9 protein-coding genes are annotated in these 16,628 nt (G+C 70.5%); 3 read left to right on the forward strand and 6 right to left on the reverse strand.

The window, feature by feature from the left end:
• Positions 1 to 135: 135 nt before the first annotated feature.
• On the reverse strand, positions 136 to 1,035 hold the full coding sequence (locus BO221_RS13345) for an OmpA family protein (RefSeq protein ID WP_369864824.1): 900 nt from the start codon (positions 1,033 to 1,035) through the stop codon (positions 136 to 138).
• Positions 1,036 to 1,409: 374 nt separating this feature from the next.
• Between BO221_RS13345 and BO221_RS13350 the strand changes: the two genes are divergently transcribed.
• Positions 1,410 to 3,041: a kelch repeat-containing protein gene (locus BO221_RS13350; protein ID WP_073560774.1), complete on the forward strand. Its 1,632-nt coding sequence runs from the start codon at positions 1,410 to 1,412 to the stop codon at positions 3,039 to 3,041.
• A gap of 67 nt (positions 3,042 to 3,108) precedes the next feature.
• On the opposite strand, the gene BO221_RS13355 is transcribed toward BO221_RS13350, so the two are convergent.
• The 4 genes from BO221_RS13355 to BO221_RS13370 all read right to left on the reverse strand — a co-directional run bounded on the left by BO221_RS13355 (position 3,109) and on the right by BO221_RS13370 (position 10,447).
• Complete coding sequence (locus BO221_RS13355; RefSeq protein ID WP_073560775.1) at positions 3,109 to 4,149, reverse strand: ADYC domain-containing protein; 1,041 nt, start codon at positions 4,147 to 4,149, stop codon at positions 3,109 to 3,111.
• 137 nt (positions 4,150 to 4,286) lie between these two features.
• A complete protein-coding gene (locus BO221_RS13360; RefSeq protein ID WP_073560776.1) occupies positions 4,287 to 8,099 on the reverse strand; it encodes a bifunctional serine/threonine-protein kinase/formylglycine-generating enzyme family protein in 3,813 nt (1,270 codons plus the stop codon).
• Between the two features lie 21 nt (positions 8,100 to 8,120).
• Complete coding sequence (locus BO221_RS13365; protein WP_143195431.1) at positions 8,121 to 8,552, reverse strand: response regulator; 432 nt, start codon at positions 8,550 to 8,552, stop codon at positions 8,121 to 8,123.
• A gap of 251 nt (positions 8,553 to 8,803) precedes the next feature.
• Positions 8,804 to 10,447 (reverse strand): carboxypeptidase-like regulatory domain-containing protein, encoded by a 1,644-nt coding sequence (locus BO221_RS13370; RefSeq protein WP_073560778.1) that lies wholly within the window; start codon positions 10,445 to 10,447, stop codon positions 8,804 to 8,806.
• Positions 10,448 to 10,634: 187 nt separating this feature from the next.
• Between BO221_RS13370 and BO221_RS13375 the strand changes: the two genes are divergently transcribed.
• Both BO221_RS13375 and BO221_RS13380 read left to right on the forward strand, forming a co-directional pair.
• Entirely contained in the window at positions 10,635 to 11,084 is a 450-nt protein-coding gene (locus BO221_RS13375) for an HIT family protein (protein ID WP_073560779.1), read from the forward strand.
• Between the two features lie 83 nt (positions 11,085 to 11,167).
• Complete coding sequence (locus BO221_RS13380) at positions 11,168 to 14,035, forward strand: TonB-dependent receptor domain-containing protein (RefSeq protein ID WP_073560853.1); 2,868 nt, start codon at positions 11,168 to 11,170, stop codon at positions 14,033 to 14,035.
• 3 nt (positions 14,036 to 14,038) lie between these two features.
• Here the strand turns inward: BO221_RS13380 and BO221_RS55450 are convergent, their stop codons facing one another.
• Positions 14,039 to 16,381 carry a serine/threonine-protein kinase gene (locus tag BO221_RS55450; RefSeq protein WP_198956104.1) on the reverse strand — a complete coding sequence of 781 codons (2,343 nt, stop codon included), beginning with the start codon at positions 16,379 to 16,381 and terminating at the stop codon, positions 14,039 to 14,041.
• Between the last annotated feature and the right edge of the window lie 247 nt (positions 16,382 to 16,628).

Genomic DNA, 16,628 nt, shown 5'->3' on the forward strand with positions numbered 1-16,628 from the left:
CCGGGAACCCCTCGCATCCAGAACCCGAGGTCCGGGAACCCTCACCCCGTCCCTCTCCCGAAGGGAGAGGGGATGTGTCCGCGTTCTGTGTCCGCGTTCTGTGTCCGCGTTCGCTGTGTTCTGTCCGCGGAGCCGCTACTTCTTCTTCGCGGCGGGCTTGGTGCCGGAGGCCGGCTTCACCACGGGCGCGGGCGCCGCCGGGGCCGGGGCCTTCTTCACCGAGGCGGCCACCACCGCGGACGGGGCCTGCTCCGCGGGCGCGAGGACGATCTCGATGCGCCGGTTCAGGCTCCGTCCATCCACCGTCTGGTTCGAGGCGATGGGCTGGTACTCGCCATAGCCCAGCGCGGAGAGCATCGTGGGCGGCACGCCCTGCTCCTGCAGCAGCTTCACCACCACGAGCGCTCGCGTCGTGGACAGCTCCCAGTTCGAGTCGAACTCCGTCTTCGCGTCCGCCGGCATCGGCACGTTGTCCGTGTGCCCCTCGACCCGGATGATCTTCCCCTGCACGTCCTTGAGCGCCTGCGCCACCTTCTCCAGCGCCTCCTGGCCCTCCTTGTTGAGCTTCGTGCTGCCCGAGGAGAAGAGGATCTTGTCCTTCATCTTCACTACCATCCGGCCCTTCAGCTCGGACAGCTCGATCTTCCCGGTCTTGATCTCATCCTTGAGGCTCTTGGCCAGGTTCTCGTACTCGCTGGACTTCTTCTCGAGCGCCTCCTTGGCCGCCTCGAGCTTCTCGGTGTTGCGGGACAGTTCCTTGTTGAGATCCGACAGCTCGTCCACGCGCTTGCGCAGCGCGCGGCGCTCGGCGTCGCTGTTCGCGAGTGAGGACTCCAGTTCCGCGTTCTCCTTCTGCGCCTTCTCGGCCGCGGTCTTGGTCTCGCCGAGCTTCTGCTCCAGGGCCTTCATCTGCTCCTGTTGCTCGTCGTACTGCTGCTTGAGGGAGAGCGCCTCCTGAGACTTCGAGTCGAACGCCTTCTGCGAGACGCACCCGGCCAACGGAACCAGCAGGACGACACACCAATGCATACGCATTCGGGGCTCCTTGGGTTGAAGGAGCGCTCTTATACCTCCGAGCCCACTCGGGCGAGAGGGTGTGTGTTCCCCACCTGAGGCGTCGAACGTGGGGAAACACGACGGTGTCACGCGAAAACTTCCATCAGAGCCGCGCCCGCGTTCTCGGAGTGTTTCAGCGGTTCGCGGTCAGCGTCTGTCATTGAAGCCGCGGGACCATTTTGACGCGGGACAGTCGTGAAATGGAATTCTCAGCAATTACGAAAACAGCGGAAAATCAAAACAGACCTGTAAATAATTTCAATCCAATGTATCTTGGGTGCCCCTCGCGCGATGTCGTCGCAGCCCGGCTCGAGCACTCCCGAGTCCATCCGTCCCCCGAGAGGTTCCACACCATGATGCCCACCCAGCGGTTCCTTCCCCCCATCCGTCATGCCTTCACCCGGAGGCACTCCTTCGCACGCTGCGTCATGCTCATGGGAGCCCTCGCCGGCTACGGCCAGGAGGCATTCGCATCCTCCACGTGCACCTCACCCGATGTGGAACCTCCGTTCCTGACCTGTCCCGCCGCGGTCACGGTCGAGTGCGTCTTCAGCGGACAGGACACCATCTACGATCATGGCGATGTCGACTTCGGGGATAACTGCGGGCTCAAATGGGTGAGCGTCCAGCCTGAGTACATCGGCCGTCCGGGAACCTTCACCGGATGGATCTCCGCCACCGACCTGTCCAACAACTCGACGTCCTGCTCGACGCAGTGGACGGTGGTCGATACCCATGCCCCCAACCTGAGGGTGCTCGGCTCCCTGGAGATAAGCCTTCACGTGGGCGCGGTCTTCGCGGAGCCGGGGTACTCGCTCACGGAAGATTCGTGTGACGGGTACTACTACTCGAACCGGGCCCAGCGCACCGGCTCCGTCAACACCGCGGTGCCAGGCACCTATCCCCTCATCTATTCCGGTACCGACCTCCAGGGCAACACGAGCACCATCACCCGGCAGGTGAAGGTCCTGCCCTTCCAGCCGAGCGTGGCGTCCGTCAGCGACACGCCCCAGCCCCGGCTGCTGCACTCGGCGACCCTGCTGCAGAATGGCCGGGTGCTGGTGACCGGTGGCTTCAACACCAACGCGGAGGAGTACAACCCGCTGCCGGCGTCCTGGTCCGCCGTGGGCAGCAGCTTCGCCACCCACCGCGGACACACGGCCAGCGTGCTGCACAACGGCAAGGTGCTCATCGCGGGTGGAACCTCGCCGACGAGCGAGGAGGTGTACGACCCCACGCTGAAGTCCTGGTCGCTGGCGGGCCCCATGAGCACCCCGCGCTACAACCACGCCGCCGTCACGCTGCCGGAGGGGACGGTGCTGGTGGCGGGCGGAGGTTCCAGCGAGAGCTCGGGCCCCGTGCTGGCCTCGGCCGAGTTGTATAACCCCGCCACGAACCAGTGGACCCCGACCGGCTCGCTCCTGACGGCCCGCCGTGGCCACACCATGACCCTGCTGAAGAATGGCCGGATCCTGGTCACCGGTGGAACGGATGAGAACGGCAACACCCTGTCCTCCGTGGAGCTCTATGACCCCGCCACGCGCATGTGGAGCGCGATGCCGGGCATGAGCACGGGCCGCACCCTGCACTCGGCCACGCTGCTGGAGAGTGGCAAGTTGCTGGTGGTGGGCGGCTCGACCCAGGCCTGGACCCAGGGGAGCTCGACGGAGCTGTTCAACCCCGACAACGGCGGCACCTGGACCGTCCAGGGCTCCCTGAGCCACCCGCGCCAGGAGCACACGGCCACGCGCGTGGTGGGAGACCTGGTCGTCGTGACGGGCGGCTTCAGCGGCCAGTCGGGAATCCTCTCCTCGTCCGAGGTCTACTCCCCGGCCACGGGCACCTGGCGCGCCACGACGTCCCTGGGCGTGAGCCGCTACAAGCACACGGCCACGTCACTCGACTCCCACACGGTCCTCCTGGTGGGCGGAGCCAGCAACACCAATCAGTCCGCGGTGGAGCTCCTCAAGGTGAACACGCAGTAGCGGGCCCGCGGTTCGACGGGCGCCTCCGGCGGCGGGGTCCATTCCCGCCGCCGCGGGGCGTGGAGCGCTACGGCGTCTCGCTCCGCAGCAGCGTGCCGGAGGAGAAGGACTCCGCCGCACCGCACTGCTCCGTCTTCGGAGTGCCCGGGCACGACACCAGCGCATGGGCCCGGTTGTGGTCCGTGAAGCAGACCGCCCCGTCGGTGCCCCACTCCGCCTCCATGCCCCACGTCTCCGTGTCCTGCTGCACGCCCGCCGTGTCGTAGACGTTCACCCACTGCCCGTTCACGGTGTGCGAGGTGCCATCGCCGCAGTAGTCCGCGCGGATGAGGCGCGTGCACGCCTGATGGTGCGCCGCCAGGCTCACGCCCCCGACGCTCGCCCACGGCTTGTAACCGAAGCGGATGCACTTGGCGATCGCCGCGCCCTCGCACGCGAAGGTGAAGACGCGCGGATCGTCGTACTTCCTGCCGCCCACGCCCGGCAGCCCCTGCCGGTAATCCCAGTACCCGTCCACGGCGATGGCCGCCGCCGCCTGTCCGCTCGCGTCGCGGCAGATGGGGCGCCACTGGCCGTCCACCGGCGAGCGGAACGACACCCGGTACTTCCACACGTCCGCGTTCGCGCCTTCGCCCGGAGTGGCCGTGTCCACGCGCAGCTCCACCTGGCTCCCGTCCCCCAGGTTGCCCAGGAAGCGCGCCTGCACGAAGTCCTGTCCGACGAGGTGCTGCCCGTCGTACCAGCCATGCAGCGTCGAGCCCTCCAGCCACACCTCCTCGAGGCTCGCCGGGTGCCACGTGGACCACTGGCCCGGCGAGGAGGACTGCTGCCCGTTCTCGAACCACGCGCCCGCGAACTCCACCGACACCAGCGTCCCCGAGAGGGCCGGGCCGTTCAGGTCCGAGCCATTCAGGTCCGAGCCGTTGAGATCCGAGCCGTTGAGATCCGAGCCGTTGAGGTTGGCGCCATTCAGGTTGGCGCCATTGCGTGCGCTCAGCGACGCCCCGGCCTCTCCGAGGGAGGATTCCGGCAGCACCGGTGCCTCGCCCCCACACGCCACCACGCCCACGGCCGCAACCACGACCCGGCACCACCTGCTTGCTCGCATGGCCCCACCCCTCTTTGACACCGTCCCCGAGACGGGCGGAGGGTGTGCAGTGGTCATCCACACGGCAAGCCACACATGTCGCCGTGGGGCTCTTGCAATGTCCGGAAGCCATCAGTCGCGGCAAGTACCCTGGGGAGCTACTTCCGAGGGGACAACGCCCTGGAGGGCAGGTCGGCGCACAAACGGAAGCCCACGGTAATGTTCCGCAGGGTACGCTCGGGCATCTCGCGGTTGGCCAGGCGCGCCGAGGCGGGGGCGAAGTAATAGGAACCACCGCGTGCCACCACGCCCCCGGCCTCCAGCGACGAGCGCGTCCACTCCCACGCGTTGCCGGCCAGGTCGTCCACCCCAAAGGGGCTGCGCGAGGCCGGGTGCGAGCCCACCTCGTCGGGGCCGAAGCCGCCGGGCTCCTTGCCATAGGTGAAGTCCACGTTGGCGTCGTCCGGGGCGAGCGAATCGCCATGGGGGAACTCGCGGCCGTCCTCGGCCCGCGCGGCGCGCTCCCACTCCAGCTCCGTGCACAACCGGGCCCCCGGCACCCGGCCCGTCTTGTCCAGCCAGGCCGCGTAGGCCTCCGCGTCCTCGAAGGAGATGCCGGTGACGGGGAAGCGCGTCCAGTCCTGCTCCACCCGCCGGTCCCGCTTCGCGTAGCGCATCCGCTCGCCCAGCCGCACGGTGTAGGGCACGCCACCGGGCTGGAAGCGCAGCGTCCAGACACCGCGCTCCCGCTCCAGCTTGAGCATGCCGTGGTAGGTGGTGCTCGTGCGCGGCTGGCGGCGCACGCGCTCGGCCGCGGGCAGTGACTCCAGGAAGGTGAGCCACTCCGTGTACGTCGTCTCCTGGCGGGCGATGAGGAAGCCCGCCGTCTCCTTGGCATGCAGCGGCACGGCGTTGAAGAAGCCGCGCACGCTCGCATCCGCCGCGCTGCCGAAGAGCACCCGTCCCGGTGGGACGTAGACGAAGCCCGCCGGCAACTCTCCCTGGCGCAGCATCGGCGGGGCCAGGAGCCGGCGCTCCCCTCGCGCCAGGCGCAGCGGGACGAGCGCGGGCTCATGACCCGGGGCACGCACCGTCAGCCGCCAGTCTCCCGGTGGCACCGCCACGTCCACCCAGGGCCCCGGCGGCATGGGCACCGGCTCGCCGATGTGCTCGCGGCCCTCCACGTCCCGCGTCACGGGCCGCAGCTCCAGCATCGCGCCAGGAACGGAGAGCTCCAGGGTGACGAGCGCGGGAGACGTCCAGTGCCGCCAGCGCTCGCCCGTCGTGTCATACAGCCGCAGCCGCTGCAGCAGCGCCGTCTGCCCACTGGTCTCCATCGCCTGCTCGGCGTGGAGGGCGCGCTCCAGGAGGAAGTCGGCCAGGGCGGCGCGGACGTCCTCGCGCATGGGGTCCAACACCAGCGCGTGCTCCAGGTGGTCTCCCGCCTCGTCCAGGCGCCGGTGCAGCACGGCCTCCGCGAGCGTGGTGCGCGCCCAGGACGCGTCGCCCTGCTCCTTGCGGCCGGCGTCGTAGTGGCCCAGCGCCTCCTCGCGCGCGGCGGAGAAGGCATCGCGCTCGCGCCGCGCCTCGGCCATGGCGGTGGCGGCCTCGGCCAGCCAGTCGCGCACGGCCTTGTCGCGCACCGCGGCCTCGTGCATCCGCAGGCCCACGTAGACGAGCACCAGCGACAGGACGAAGCCCACGGCGAGCGCCTGGCGCATGCGGCGGCTGCGCACCACCGTGCGGCGCGAGGCCTCCAGGAAGGCCAGCTCACGGCGGGTGAGCTGCTCGCGCTCCAGCGGGGCGGCCTCGGACAGCTGCCGGGAGCTCCAGAGCATGTCCCGCACATGGCCCACGCGCTCCCAGTGGGCGGAGTCCGCCTCCAACCGGGCCTGCACCTCGCGCAGCTCGGCGGCCTCGGCCAGCCAGCGCGCCAGGGTGCCCCACCCCGACAGCAACGCCTCGTGGGCCACCTCATAGGAGGTGCCTCCGTCCACCTCCCGCGCCACCAGCAGGCGCGCGCGCACCAGCGCCTCCAGCACCGCGCGGTGGTGGGGATCATCGCCCACCAGCTCCCGGTCCGTTTTGCGCGCCCGGGTGCCCTCCGCGGTGATGAGGCGCAGCAGCACGCCCCGCGCGGCCGTGCGTTGATCCGGCAGCAGGCGCGCCATGGCCGAGTCCGCGTGCATGGCCAGCGCGCCCGCCACACCGCCCAGTCCGTCCAGCGCGGCCTGGGTGATGAGGCCCGCGTCCACGTCGCGCGCCTCCCACAGCTCGGCGAGCGCGAACTGCAACAGGGGCAGCCCGCCCCCGGCGGCCGAGGCCACCAGCGAATCCACCAGGGCCTCGGACTCGAAGCGCACGTCCTTCACCCGCGCCGGGCCCACCACCGCCGCGCGAATCTCCTCCGGCCCGAGCGCCCGCAACAGGTAGAGGGCCCCGGGCACCAACGCGCCCAGGCCCGGCACCGCCGTGAGCCGGGTGAGGAAGTCGCTGCGGCACGTGGCCAGCAGGCGCACGCCGGACACGCCCTCGGCCAGTCCCCCGAGCGCGAGCCCCGCCTGCGCGGCCTCCGCGTCCCCCGCCAGCGTCACCAGCTCCTCCAGCTGGTCCACGTAGATGGCGAGCCCGTGTTCCGCGCCGAGGTGAGCCCTCAACCGGCGCGACAGGCCCGTGGGGTCCGAGCGCAGGGAGGCCACCAGCCCCTCCTCGTCGGCGCCCAGCACGGGGGCCAGCGCGGCGGCGAGCGCGGCCGCGGGACGCCTGCCCGGAATCAGCCGCACCCCGCGCCAGCGCCGCCCGTCCTCCAGCGCGCCATCCGCGAGCCGGGGCAGCACCCCCGCGAGACACAGCGAGGACTTGCCCACGCCAGAGTCTCCGGCGACGAGCAGGAAGGGCTCGGCCCGGAGCCGGTTCAGCACCTCGCGCTGCTCGCGCTGCCGGCCGAAGAAGAGGGCGCGGTGCTCGGCCTCGAAGGCCTGGAGGCCGCGGTAGGGATTGCCCTCGGGCACGGCGCCCGCCCACTCGTCACGGGACAGCAGCTCCAGCGCGTCCAGCAGCGGCACGGCGGAGGCAAAACGCTCCTCGGGAGCCCGGCGCAGGCACCGGTCCACCACGGCCGCGAAGTCCGCGTCCACGCCCGGCACGGCCTCGGCCAGCGGCCGCGCGTCCTGGGTGCGCACCGCATGGGAGAGCTCCTTGAGAGGCACATGCCGGAAGGGGCCGCGGCCGGCGCACAGCTCGTAGAGCACCAGCCCCAGCGAGTACACGTCGCCGCGCGCGGTGAGCTCCTCCCCGGCCCAGGCCTCCGGGGACATGTAATAAGGAGTGCCCACCAGCGTGCCCGCGGGCAGTGACGGCAGGTCCACCCCGTCGAGCGAGCCCGCCACGCTGTCCGCGTCCAGCTCGGTCGGAGACGGAGGGAGCGCCGGGAGCACGTCGGGCGGCGTGTCCTCGTCCCGGGGAGCGTCCGCGTCCAGCAGCTTGGCCAGCCCGAAGTCCAGCAGCTTCACCTCGCCCGTCTCGGTGAGCAGGGCGTTGGCGGGTTTGATGTCGCGGTGCAGCACGCCCCGCCGGTGCGCGGCCCCCAGCCCCCGCGCCAGGTCCCTGCCGAGCGCCAGCACACGCTCCCACGGCATGGGCCGGGGCAGCCGCTCCAACGAGGTGCCGCGGACGAACTCGGAGATGAGGTAGGGGTGGTTCTCCAGCTGCCCCACCCGGTAGAGGGTGACGGCGTTCGGGTGCTGGACACGCGCCGCGGCCCGGGCCTCCACGAGGAAACGGGCGAGCGCGCCAGCGCCCAGCGCGCGCACGAACTTCACCGCCACCGGCCGGTCGAGCAGCGTGTCATGCGCCAGGTACACGCGTCCCGTCGCGCCATGACCGATGAGGCGCACCAGGCGGTACTCGTCGAACGCCTCGGGCGGAGTCCACCCGTCGGCGCTGGAGCGGATTGCAGGCGGAGGGCCCACGGGCGCGTCCGTCTCCTTGCGTCAGGGCCTGATCTTCGACTTGCTGGGCTTGAGCATGCGGCGGATGCGGTCCTCCAGGTCCTGCGGGAGACACGGCTTGGCCACGAACTCGTCCGCCCCGGCCTGCCGGGCCTGTTCCGCGTTGCCCGCCAGCACGTGGCCGCTGAGCGCCATCACCGGAATGTCCCGGGTGCGGTGATCCTGCTTCAACAGGCGCGTGGCCTCCCAGCCATCCATCACCGGCAGCGACAGGTCCATCAGGATGATGTCCGGTAGGACACCCTGGGCCTTCTCCACCGCCTCGACCCCATTGCGGGCCACTTCTACCTGAAAGCCGACAAACTCCAGGTACTCCGCATACATCTCTCGGGCGTCGTCGAAATCATCCACCACCAGCACTCGCCGGCGCTCGACGGTATTGGACGATTCGGGCGGCTCGCCGCCGTCATGCATCCTGTTTTCGAGGGTTTGCGTGAGCGGTTGGGTCATGGCGCGAGGCCCTTCGTACAAGGTGGGAACGCCGCACCATGCTATGTACGGCCTCGCGGATGCGCTCGTGACGGCCAGCCTTCAAGCGCATCCGGGCCACGAATCCTGTCGTGGCCCGGACACTTCACGCACAGCGATGGTGACTTGGAGCATCCAGGCCGCGCAGTGCCGCCTGGACGCCTGCCCTCCACCGCTCGCGGCGGGGCTACAGCCCGCTACAACTTGCCCAGCGGCGCCTCGAGACTGGTGCCCGAGGACACGGGCGCGCCCCAGGCGGACTCGTAATACGTGGACATGTCGGCGGACTGGAACTTCGTGAAATCCGCCTTCACCTTGACGGTGTTGGTGGTGAGGTTGATGGCCGGGCCGCTGTAGGTGAAGACGAAGCGGGTGGTGGCCGTGTTGAAGTTCGCGGAGTCGATGGGGTACTTCGTGGGCGACTCGGCGGTGAAGCAGGGGTTGGTGGAGGGCGGAGCGGCCGGCGTCGCATTGAAGGACGGCGGGCTGGCCTCGCCCGTGGTGACGATGGCGTCGAGCAGCGTGGCCGAGGGCACCACGACGTGGCTGAAGTTGATGATGATGCACTCGCCCGGGTCCAGGGTGCCCACGGTGCCGGTGGTGCCATCCTTGTAGACGGCGGAGGCGAGCTGCAGCGGCCGGGGAGTCCGCGCGTCTCCGCTGATGAAGTAGCCCTTCCAGGTGCGCACGGTGCCGTCATACGCCGAGGTGGCGCGCAGGATGACGTTGTACTCCTGGCCCTCGCGGATGGAGGAGGGGGGCATCAGCGTGTAGACGTCCCCGGCGGCGCTCGGAGTGACGATGACGTCGAACTTCTCGCGGCCGTACTCGTCCGCCACGAGCGCCAGCAATGACTCGCGCGCCACGGGCTGGCTGAAGCCCAGGTAGATGGGCTCGCCGGGCCGGAGCAGGTTGCGCAGGGGCTTCTTCTGCAGCTCCATGGCGGCCTTGCCAGCATCCCCATCCGCCAGCTTCACGTAATTGAGGCTGGGGACGTTGGTGGCCACGAGCTGGAAGCCCGTGGTCTCCGAGTCACCTGCGTCGTTGCGCGGGGCGGGCAGCCGCAGCATCTGCGAGCCGCCGCTCACCACCAGCGTCGAGGCATCGATCTTCTTCGCGTAGCCGCCAGCGTCGAGGATGCCGTCACCGTTGGAGTCCACCGGATCCACCCAGAGGCGGTAGCCACCGGCGGCATCACCCACGCCGCCAATGCGCGCGAGCTCCGCCGGAGAGGGGACGTTGGAGAAGGTGACGATGCCCATGGAGTCCGCCTCGGCGGAGACCACCACCGAGCTGACGGCCGTGGCCGAGCCGCCGTTGAAGGCGATGGTGCCAGCGGGAACGGCCTCGATGTACGCCTTGGCGCCGCGGGCGGGGTAACCCGAGGGGGTGAGGAGCGAGAAGCTCACGCTGCTCCGGGTCTCGGCGAGCGCGACGGCGCCGATGTTGGCGTTGCCGTTGTTGATGGGGATGTTGCCCGCGTGGGAGGGCACCAGGGCGCTGGCGCGCAGCGTGGCGTGGCCCTCCTTGCTGATGGTCACCAGCACCTCGGCGCCGGCCGGCACGTTGGTGAGGAGGAAGTTGCCCGAGGCATCCGACGTCGTCTCGAACGGCTTCTCCGCCGTCGCGCTGCCGATGGTGAGCTTCACCGTGGCACCCGGGATCGGCTCCATCCGGGTGTTGAGCACCTGGCCGGAGACCGTCCCCTTGGGGTTGGCCGGGGCCACCACCGATACGGTGTCCGGGTCGCGGACCCCGTCGGCGATGCCATCCCCATCCTTGTCTTCCGGCGCGCATCCGACGACCAGGAGCGGCAGCACGACTGCCCAATGCTTCTTCATCTTCCCACCTTGAATGCTTGGAGTTTCAGCCCGCGAAGGGCAGCGGCAAGACAGTCTCCGACAGGGCCCCGGCGCGTCAAGAAGGGCACCGGGGGAAGGGCACGGTTGGCCCCCTCGCTCGGACGCACCGGGTAGGGCGCAACGGGGGCGGACAATTCCGCGAGGGCCGGGTGGTAGGGTGGGCGCCATGAGCGACGTGGACGTGAACGCGCCCTGTCTGGGCTGCGCCATCGTGAGCGGAAGCACCCGGCCCGTGGGAGGAGTGCTCGCCCGCTCGGCGGGGCTGGTGCTGCACGGCGTGGCCTCGCCGAGTCCCCTGCCCGGCTGGGTGGTGCTCACCAGCATGCGGCACGCGCGCGCGCTGTACGACCTGGACGACGAGGCGGCGCGGGAGCTGGGCCCCTTGGCCGCGCGGGTGATGCGGGCCCAGCGCGAGGTGCTCGGCGCGGAGCATGCCTACGCCTTCGCGATCGGTGACGTGTTGCGCCATTTCCACCTGCACCTGGTGCCGCGCTACCGGGACACGCCCCAGCGGCTGTGGGGACGGGGTGCCTTCGAGGGGGCGCCGGGAGACATGCGCCCCGAGGCGGAGCTGGAGGCGGCGGCCCGGGCCCTGGCGGCGGCGCTGGCGGAATGACGGGAGGAGCCGTCCGCCTGCCTGCCCTCCGGAGAGGCGCGTGGGTGGACCTGGGGCGCTGTCGTGAAAGAATGGCGGCCGCCATGCGACTGCTCCATCTCGGCTCCCTCTTCCTGTCGCTGCTGCTCCTGCCCATGTCCGCGCGGGCCAACAACACCGCGGACGAAGCGGACGTGGCCTTCGAGGTGGGCAACGAGGCGTACGCGCAGGGCCACTATGTCGAGGCGCTGCGCTCCTACTTCGCCAGCTACCGGCTGGTGCCCAACCGCAACGTCCTCTTCAACATCGCCCGCTGCTACGAGGCGCTCACCCGCTACAACGAGGCCTACCGCTACTACAACGACCTGGCCCAGGAGCAGTTGAGCAACTCGGACGAGGCAGAGGTGCGCCGCTCGCTGGAGCGGCTGCGTCCCAAGGTGGCCCTCGTCCGCGTCACCACGGAGCCGCCGGGAGCCCAGGTGCTCGTGGACCGCGAGGACCTGGGCGTCCGCGGGCTCTCGCCCCAGACGCTCGCGCTGCCACCCGGGCGCCACAAGGTGATGGTGCGCAAGGAGGGCTACCGACCCGCGGAGGAGACCGTCCAGCTCCTCCGGGGCCGCTCCGCCGCGCCGGAGTTCAAGCTGGAGCTCATCACCGGCACGGTGGAGCTCACCGGCAGCCCCGAGGGCGCGGAGGTGCGCGCGTCCCCGGAGGGCGCCGTGCTGGGGCGGGTGCCCGGGACGCTGAGCCTAACGCCCGGCCAGCACGTGTTGCACGTGAAGGCCCCCGGCCACGCCCCGGCCCAGATGCTGGTGGACGTGCCCGCGGACGGGAAGATCCCCCTGCAGGTGTCACTGCGCCCGCAGGAGAAGCCCACCGGCCGCATCATCATCACCGCCAACCGTGACAACGCCTCGGTGCGCGTGGACGGCCACTCCACGGGCTTCACCCCCACCGTCGTGACGCTGACCGAGGGCGTGCACACCCTGGAAGTGGAGAGCCGGGACGTGCGCCCCGTGCGCCAGCGGGTGACGGTGGTGGCCGACAAGGACACGAAGTTCCACGCGGACCTGCGCTACGCGCCGCCGCCCGTGCGCGCCGCCTCCAAGAGCCTGCTCTCGGTGGACGAGGCCCCCGCCTCCACCACCGTCATCTCCCAGGAGGAGTTGCGCGCCTTCGGCTACACCACGCTGGCCGAGGCGCTGGCCGCCGTGCGCGGCTTCTTCATCTCCAACGACCGCTCCTACACGTACCTGGGTGTGCGCGGCTTCGCGCCCCCGGGAGACCTCAACACCCGCGTCCTCATCCTCTGGGACGGCCACGCCATCAACGACGTGTGGGCCGGCCAGGGCTACTCGGCGAGGGACCTGTCGGTGGACCTGGAGGAGGTGGACCGCATCGAGGTGGTGCGCGGCCCGGGCAGCGCGCTCTACGGAACGGGCGCCTTCTTCGCCGTCATCAACGTGGTGCCGCGCGAGTCCCTGGGCGTGGAGCGGAAGGTGGAGGCCACGGCGGCGGTGGAGGCGCTGGGCACCGTGCGGCTGCACGGCACGGCGGCGTGGGACAACGGGCGCAACTCGGCACTGCTGTCCGTGGCGGGGGTGGACACGCGGGGCGCGGAGGTGACCGCGATGGGAGGGGGCCTGCCGCTGGTGCAGGGGTTGGACGGAGAGCGCGCCGCCACCGCCTCGCTACGGGCCCACCTCGGGGACCTGTCCTTCCAGGCCCAATTCCACGGCCGGCAGAAGCAGGTGCCCTCCGGCCCCTATGGCACGGTGTTGGGCGTCAAGGGCACCCAGGTGGAGGACCTGCGCGGCTTCGTCGAGGCGCGCTACGAGAAGACCCTGAGCGAGCGGGTGAGCCTGTCGCTGCGTGGCTCCTATGACGCCAGCCGCTACCGGGGTTTTTGGATGTACAGGCAACCGGACGACAGCCTGCGGCGGGACACCGACGCCGGCCGTGCCGACTGGCTCAGCGCCGAGGCCCGCTTCCGCTTCGACCTCTCCGACACCAACCGCCTCACCGTGGGCCTGGAGGGACAGGGCCAGTTGCGCGTGGAGCAGGAGAGCTTCGGGCCCGAGAACGGGAGCCCACCGCTGCTCAGCAGGAGCCGCGTGCTGCTCTCCACCTACCTGCTGGACGAGTGGCGCCTGCACCCCCGGCTGACGCTCTCGGCGGGCCTGCGCCTGGACAAGTACCTCGACCTGGAGACGGCGCCCCTCACCCCCCGGCTGGCCATCATCGCCCGCCCCTACGACAAGGGCCTCACCAAGCTGGTGGCTGGCCGCGCCTTCCGCGCGCCCAACACCTACGAGCTCGACTACAACGACGGCGGCGTCACCCAGGTGGCCGCCGGTGAGTTGGAGCCGGAGACCATCACCACCTTCGAGCTCGAGCACGCGCACAACCTGACGGACGAGCTGCGCCTGACGGTGGCCGGCTACCACAACCGCATCTCCAACCTGGTGGTGTTGGAGGCGCAGGCGGGGCCGGCCCGGTGCGGCAGCCCGAGCGGTAGCATGGAGTGCCTCGTCTTCAGCAACCGGCCTGGCGAGACGCTCGCATGGGGCGCCGAGGCCGGTCTGCACTGGCAGCCGGGCCGCTACCTGATGGTGGACCTGAGCTACTCCTTCGTCACCCTCCAGAATGCCTCGGAGGATGTGATTGCCTCCGCCCCCGCGCACCTGGCTTCCGGACGGCTGCTGGTGCCGCTGGGGAACGGGGACCTGCGTCTGGCCACCCAGGCCACGTACCAGAGTGCCCGGGGCGGTACGATGGAGGGGACGGACAACGGCGAGGCCCTGCTGCTGGGTGTGGGCCTGTCCGGCGAGTTCCAGAACCTGCGCTATTTCGCTGGCGTGCAGAACCTGCTCGACGCCCGCTACTCCCTGGCGCTCGGCACCGAGCGCGCCGCCGCCCCCGTGCCCCAGTACGGCCGCACCTTCACGATTCAGCTCACCGGCAGCTTCTGAGGCTCACAGCTTCGCGTAGAACTCCCCCTCGCCCTCGGTGCAGATGATGCGCACCCGGTCCCTGCCGACGTAGGGAACCTGCCGGACGCCCTTCTCGGGCCCGGACAGCGGAACCTCCCGAACACCCCTCTCGAATCCGGACAGCGGAATCTCCCGGACCGTCCTGCGAGCCATGCCGCCCAGTCGGAACACGTCACGGCCCCGGGCGACGAGGATGCAGTCGTTCCAGGTGAAGGAGTCCGAGTTGGTCACCTCGAGCAACCGCACGATGGGGCCAATGCTCTTGGGCACGACGCGGCCGTTCAGCACCCGGGGAGCGGGAGGCTGAGCAGGGGTCTCCGTGGGCGGTGTCGCTGCGTCGGCATGGGGCTCGGATTCGGAGTCCTCGGACCTGGCATTCGCACCGGCGCCCCTGGGGAGAACCACGTAGAGATCCGCCTTGCCCGCGTTGCGCACACGTGTGTCGACGCTCAGCGTCGAGCGCCGTGGCCACACATCCAGAACCTTCGCTTCGCCCACCAGCTTCGCCTTGCCATCCTTCACCGGCGCGGCGACCACCTGGAGGACCATCCCCATGGAGAGCCCCGCGAACCGCCCTCGCTGGATACTGAAGGAGTCATCGCGGTTCGACTTCCTCAGCAACACCACATGCTCCGCGGGCACGAACTTCTGCGGACGCGCGCGCGGCTCGGACGGCTTCGGCTTCGCGTGCTGCGCCGTCTCGGCTTCCGCTTCGGCCTCCACCTCGGGTTCGGCGGGAGCCCCCGCGTCCTCGGGCTCGGCGGGTGCGGCGGGCTGCGCGGGGACCGCGACCGCGTCGGGAACCTGGGGCGCCACGGCCTCGGCCTGGGGACCACCGGGCATGGGTCTGCCCTCGCCATGCGGAGGCCCCATGCCAGGAGGCGGAGGGCGCATCTCGTGAGGCGGAGGCCCCATTCCCGGGGGAGGCGGTCGCGGAGGTCCATCGTGCCGCGGACCCTCGGCGGCCCAGCGGGGCCGGGGCGGGCGGTCGGGCGGCTGATTCATCAGGAACGACGTGATTCCGGCGGTGGCGCCAATCAGCCCGAGCGCCCCGAGGGCGATCGCCGCCGTCCACCCCTTGCGGCCAGGCCCGGACTTCTCCAACTGGAGCGTCTCGGCGGGCACGGGAGCGGGCACGGCCCCCACCACGGGAGTCGCGGTGGCGCTGGGCGAGCGCACCAGCGTGGACTCGTAGCCCGTGGCGGAGCCGGAGGGAGTGGCGAAGGGCGGCTGCAGGGGCAGCGGAGAGAGGCGCCCGGTGTTCATGGGCGCGTCGCCATTCATGGGCACGACGGTGTTCATGGGCACCAGGGTGCCGCCGGGCAGGGGCGTGCGGCGCACTCCTGGGCTGGAAGAGACACGGGAGATGAGCTGGCGCTGCTCGGCGAAGGCCCGCGGGCAGAGCGTGCGCACGTACTCGCCCACCTCCTCGGCGCCGAGGGTGGAGCCGGAGCGCAGCAACTGCTCGTTGAGGGCGCGGGCGAAGTCGTCGGAGCGGGCGTAGCGATCGCCGGGCGAGGGAGCCAGCGCGCGGCGAACCACCGCGTCGAGCGCGGGGTCCACGTCCGGACGCACCTCGTGGAGGGCCGGCACGTTGGGGTTGGACATGGCGGCCATCATCTCGCCCACCGTGCCATGGCGGATGAGGGGGCGGCCCGCGAGCAGCTCCCAGACGACGACGCCGCAGGAGTAGATGTCGCTGCGGTGATCCACGGCCTCGGCGCGCACCTGCTCCGGGGACATGTAGCCCAGCTTGCCCATGACGGTGGACGGCAGCGTGTACTTGCTGCGCGCGGCGCTCTTGGCGAGGCCGAAGTCGATGACCTTGACCTCGCCCTCGTAGGACAGCATCACGTTGTGGGGCGAGACGTCGCGGTGGACGATGCCCAGCGGCGAGCCGTCCGGGCCCGTCTTGCGGTGGGCGTAGCCGAGCCCCTCGGCGATGCGCTGGCCGAGGTAGATCGCCACGGGAACCGGAATCTGCTGGCCCTCGTTGCGCGCCTGTTCCTGCAGGAAGGACAGGTCCACGCCGGCCACGTACTCGAGGGCCATGTAGTAGGTGCCCTCGGCCTCGCCCATGTCGTAGACCTGCGCGATGGACGAGTGGACGAGGTGCACGAGCACCTTGGCCTCATGGTGGAAGCGATCCAGGAACTGCCGGTCCTTGAGGAGCGCGGGGAGGATCGTCTTGACGATGCAGGGCTTCTCGAAGCCGGCCGCGCCCGAAATCTTGGCGAGATAGACCTCGCCCATGCCGCCCTGCCCGAGCGGGTGCACGAGCTCGTAACGTCCGAGGAGGCGGGGAAACTGGGGAGTGTCGTTCATCGGCGGAGAGTCCATGGCCCTGGGCGCTCATCCTAACCCGGGAGCCGCCCATGGGCTGCGGGAAGCCCCTACTTCCTTGGCACCAAGAAACGTCTACTGTCCGTCGTCTCCAGAGCGGCCGGAATTGCCGCCCGCATGCCTGCTCGCCTAGGGTGGGCCAAGCCGGTCCATAAGATCAGCGGGAGCAGCGCGGACGGGGCGGTGGGTGGACGTTCGTCGCCGGGAAGGCCGTACTGAACTTTTGTAC

It is taken from the genome of Archangium sp. Cb G35 (genome assembly GCF_001896145.1).
Classification (GTDB): domain Bacteria; phylum Myxococcota; class Myxococcia; order Myxococcales; family Myxococcaceae; genus Archangium; species Archangium violaceum.

What these genes read in the sequence shown, in the direction of transcription:
- BO221_RS13355 (WP_073560775.1), bottom strand. Translation starts at nt 4,149, where the DNA reads ATGCGAGCAAGCAGGTGGTGCCGGGTCGTGGTTGCGGCCGTGGGCGTG.
- BO221_RS13350 (WP_073560774.1), top strand. Translation starts at nt 1,410, where the DNA reads ATGATGCCCACCCAGCGGTTCCTTCCCCCCATCCGTCATGCCTTCACC.
- BO221_RS13375 (WP_073560779.1), top strand. Translation starts at nt 10,635, where the DNA reads ATGAGCGACGTGGACGTGAACGCGCCCTGTCTGGGCTGCGCCATCGTG.
- BO221_RS13370 (WP_073560778.1), bottom strand. Translation starts at nt 10,447, where the DNA reads ATGAAGAAGCATTGGGCAGTCGTGCTGCCGCTCCTGGTCGTCGGATGC.
- BO221_RS13380 (WP_073560853.1), top strand. Translation starts at nt 11,168, where the DNA reads ATGCGACTGCTCCATCTCGGCTCCCTCTTCCTGTCGCTGCTGCTCCTG.
- BO221_RS55450 (WP_198956104.1), bottom strand. Translation starts at nt 16,381, where the DNA reads ATGAACGACACTCCCCAGTTTCCCCGCCTCCTCGGACGTTACGAGCTC.
- BO221_RS13365 (WP_143195431.1), bottom strand. Translation starts at nt 8,552, where the DNA reads ATGCATGACGGCGGCGAGCCGCCCGAATCGTCCAATACCGTCGAGCGC.
- BO221_RS13345 (WP_369864824.1), bottom strand. Translation starts at nt 1,035, where the DNA reads ATGCGTATGCATTGGTGTGTCGTCCTGCTGGTTCCGTTGGCCGGGTGC.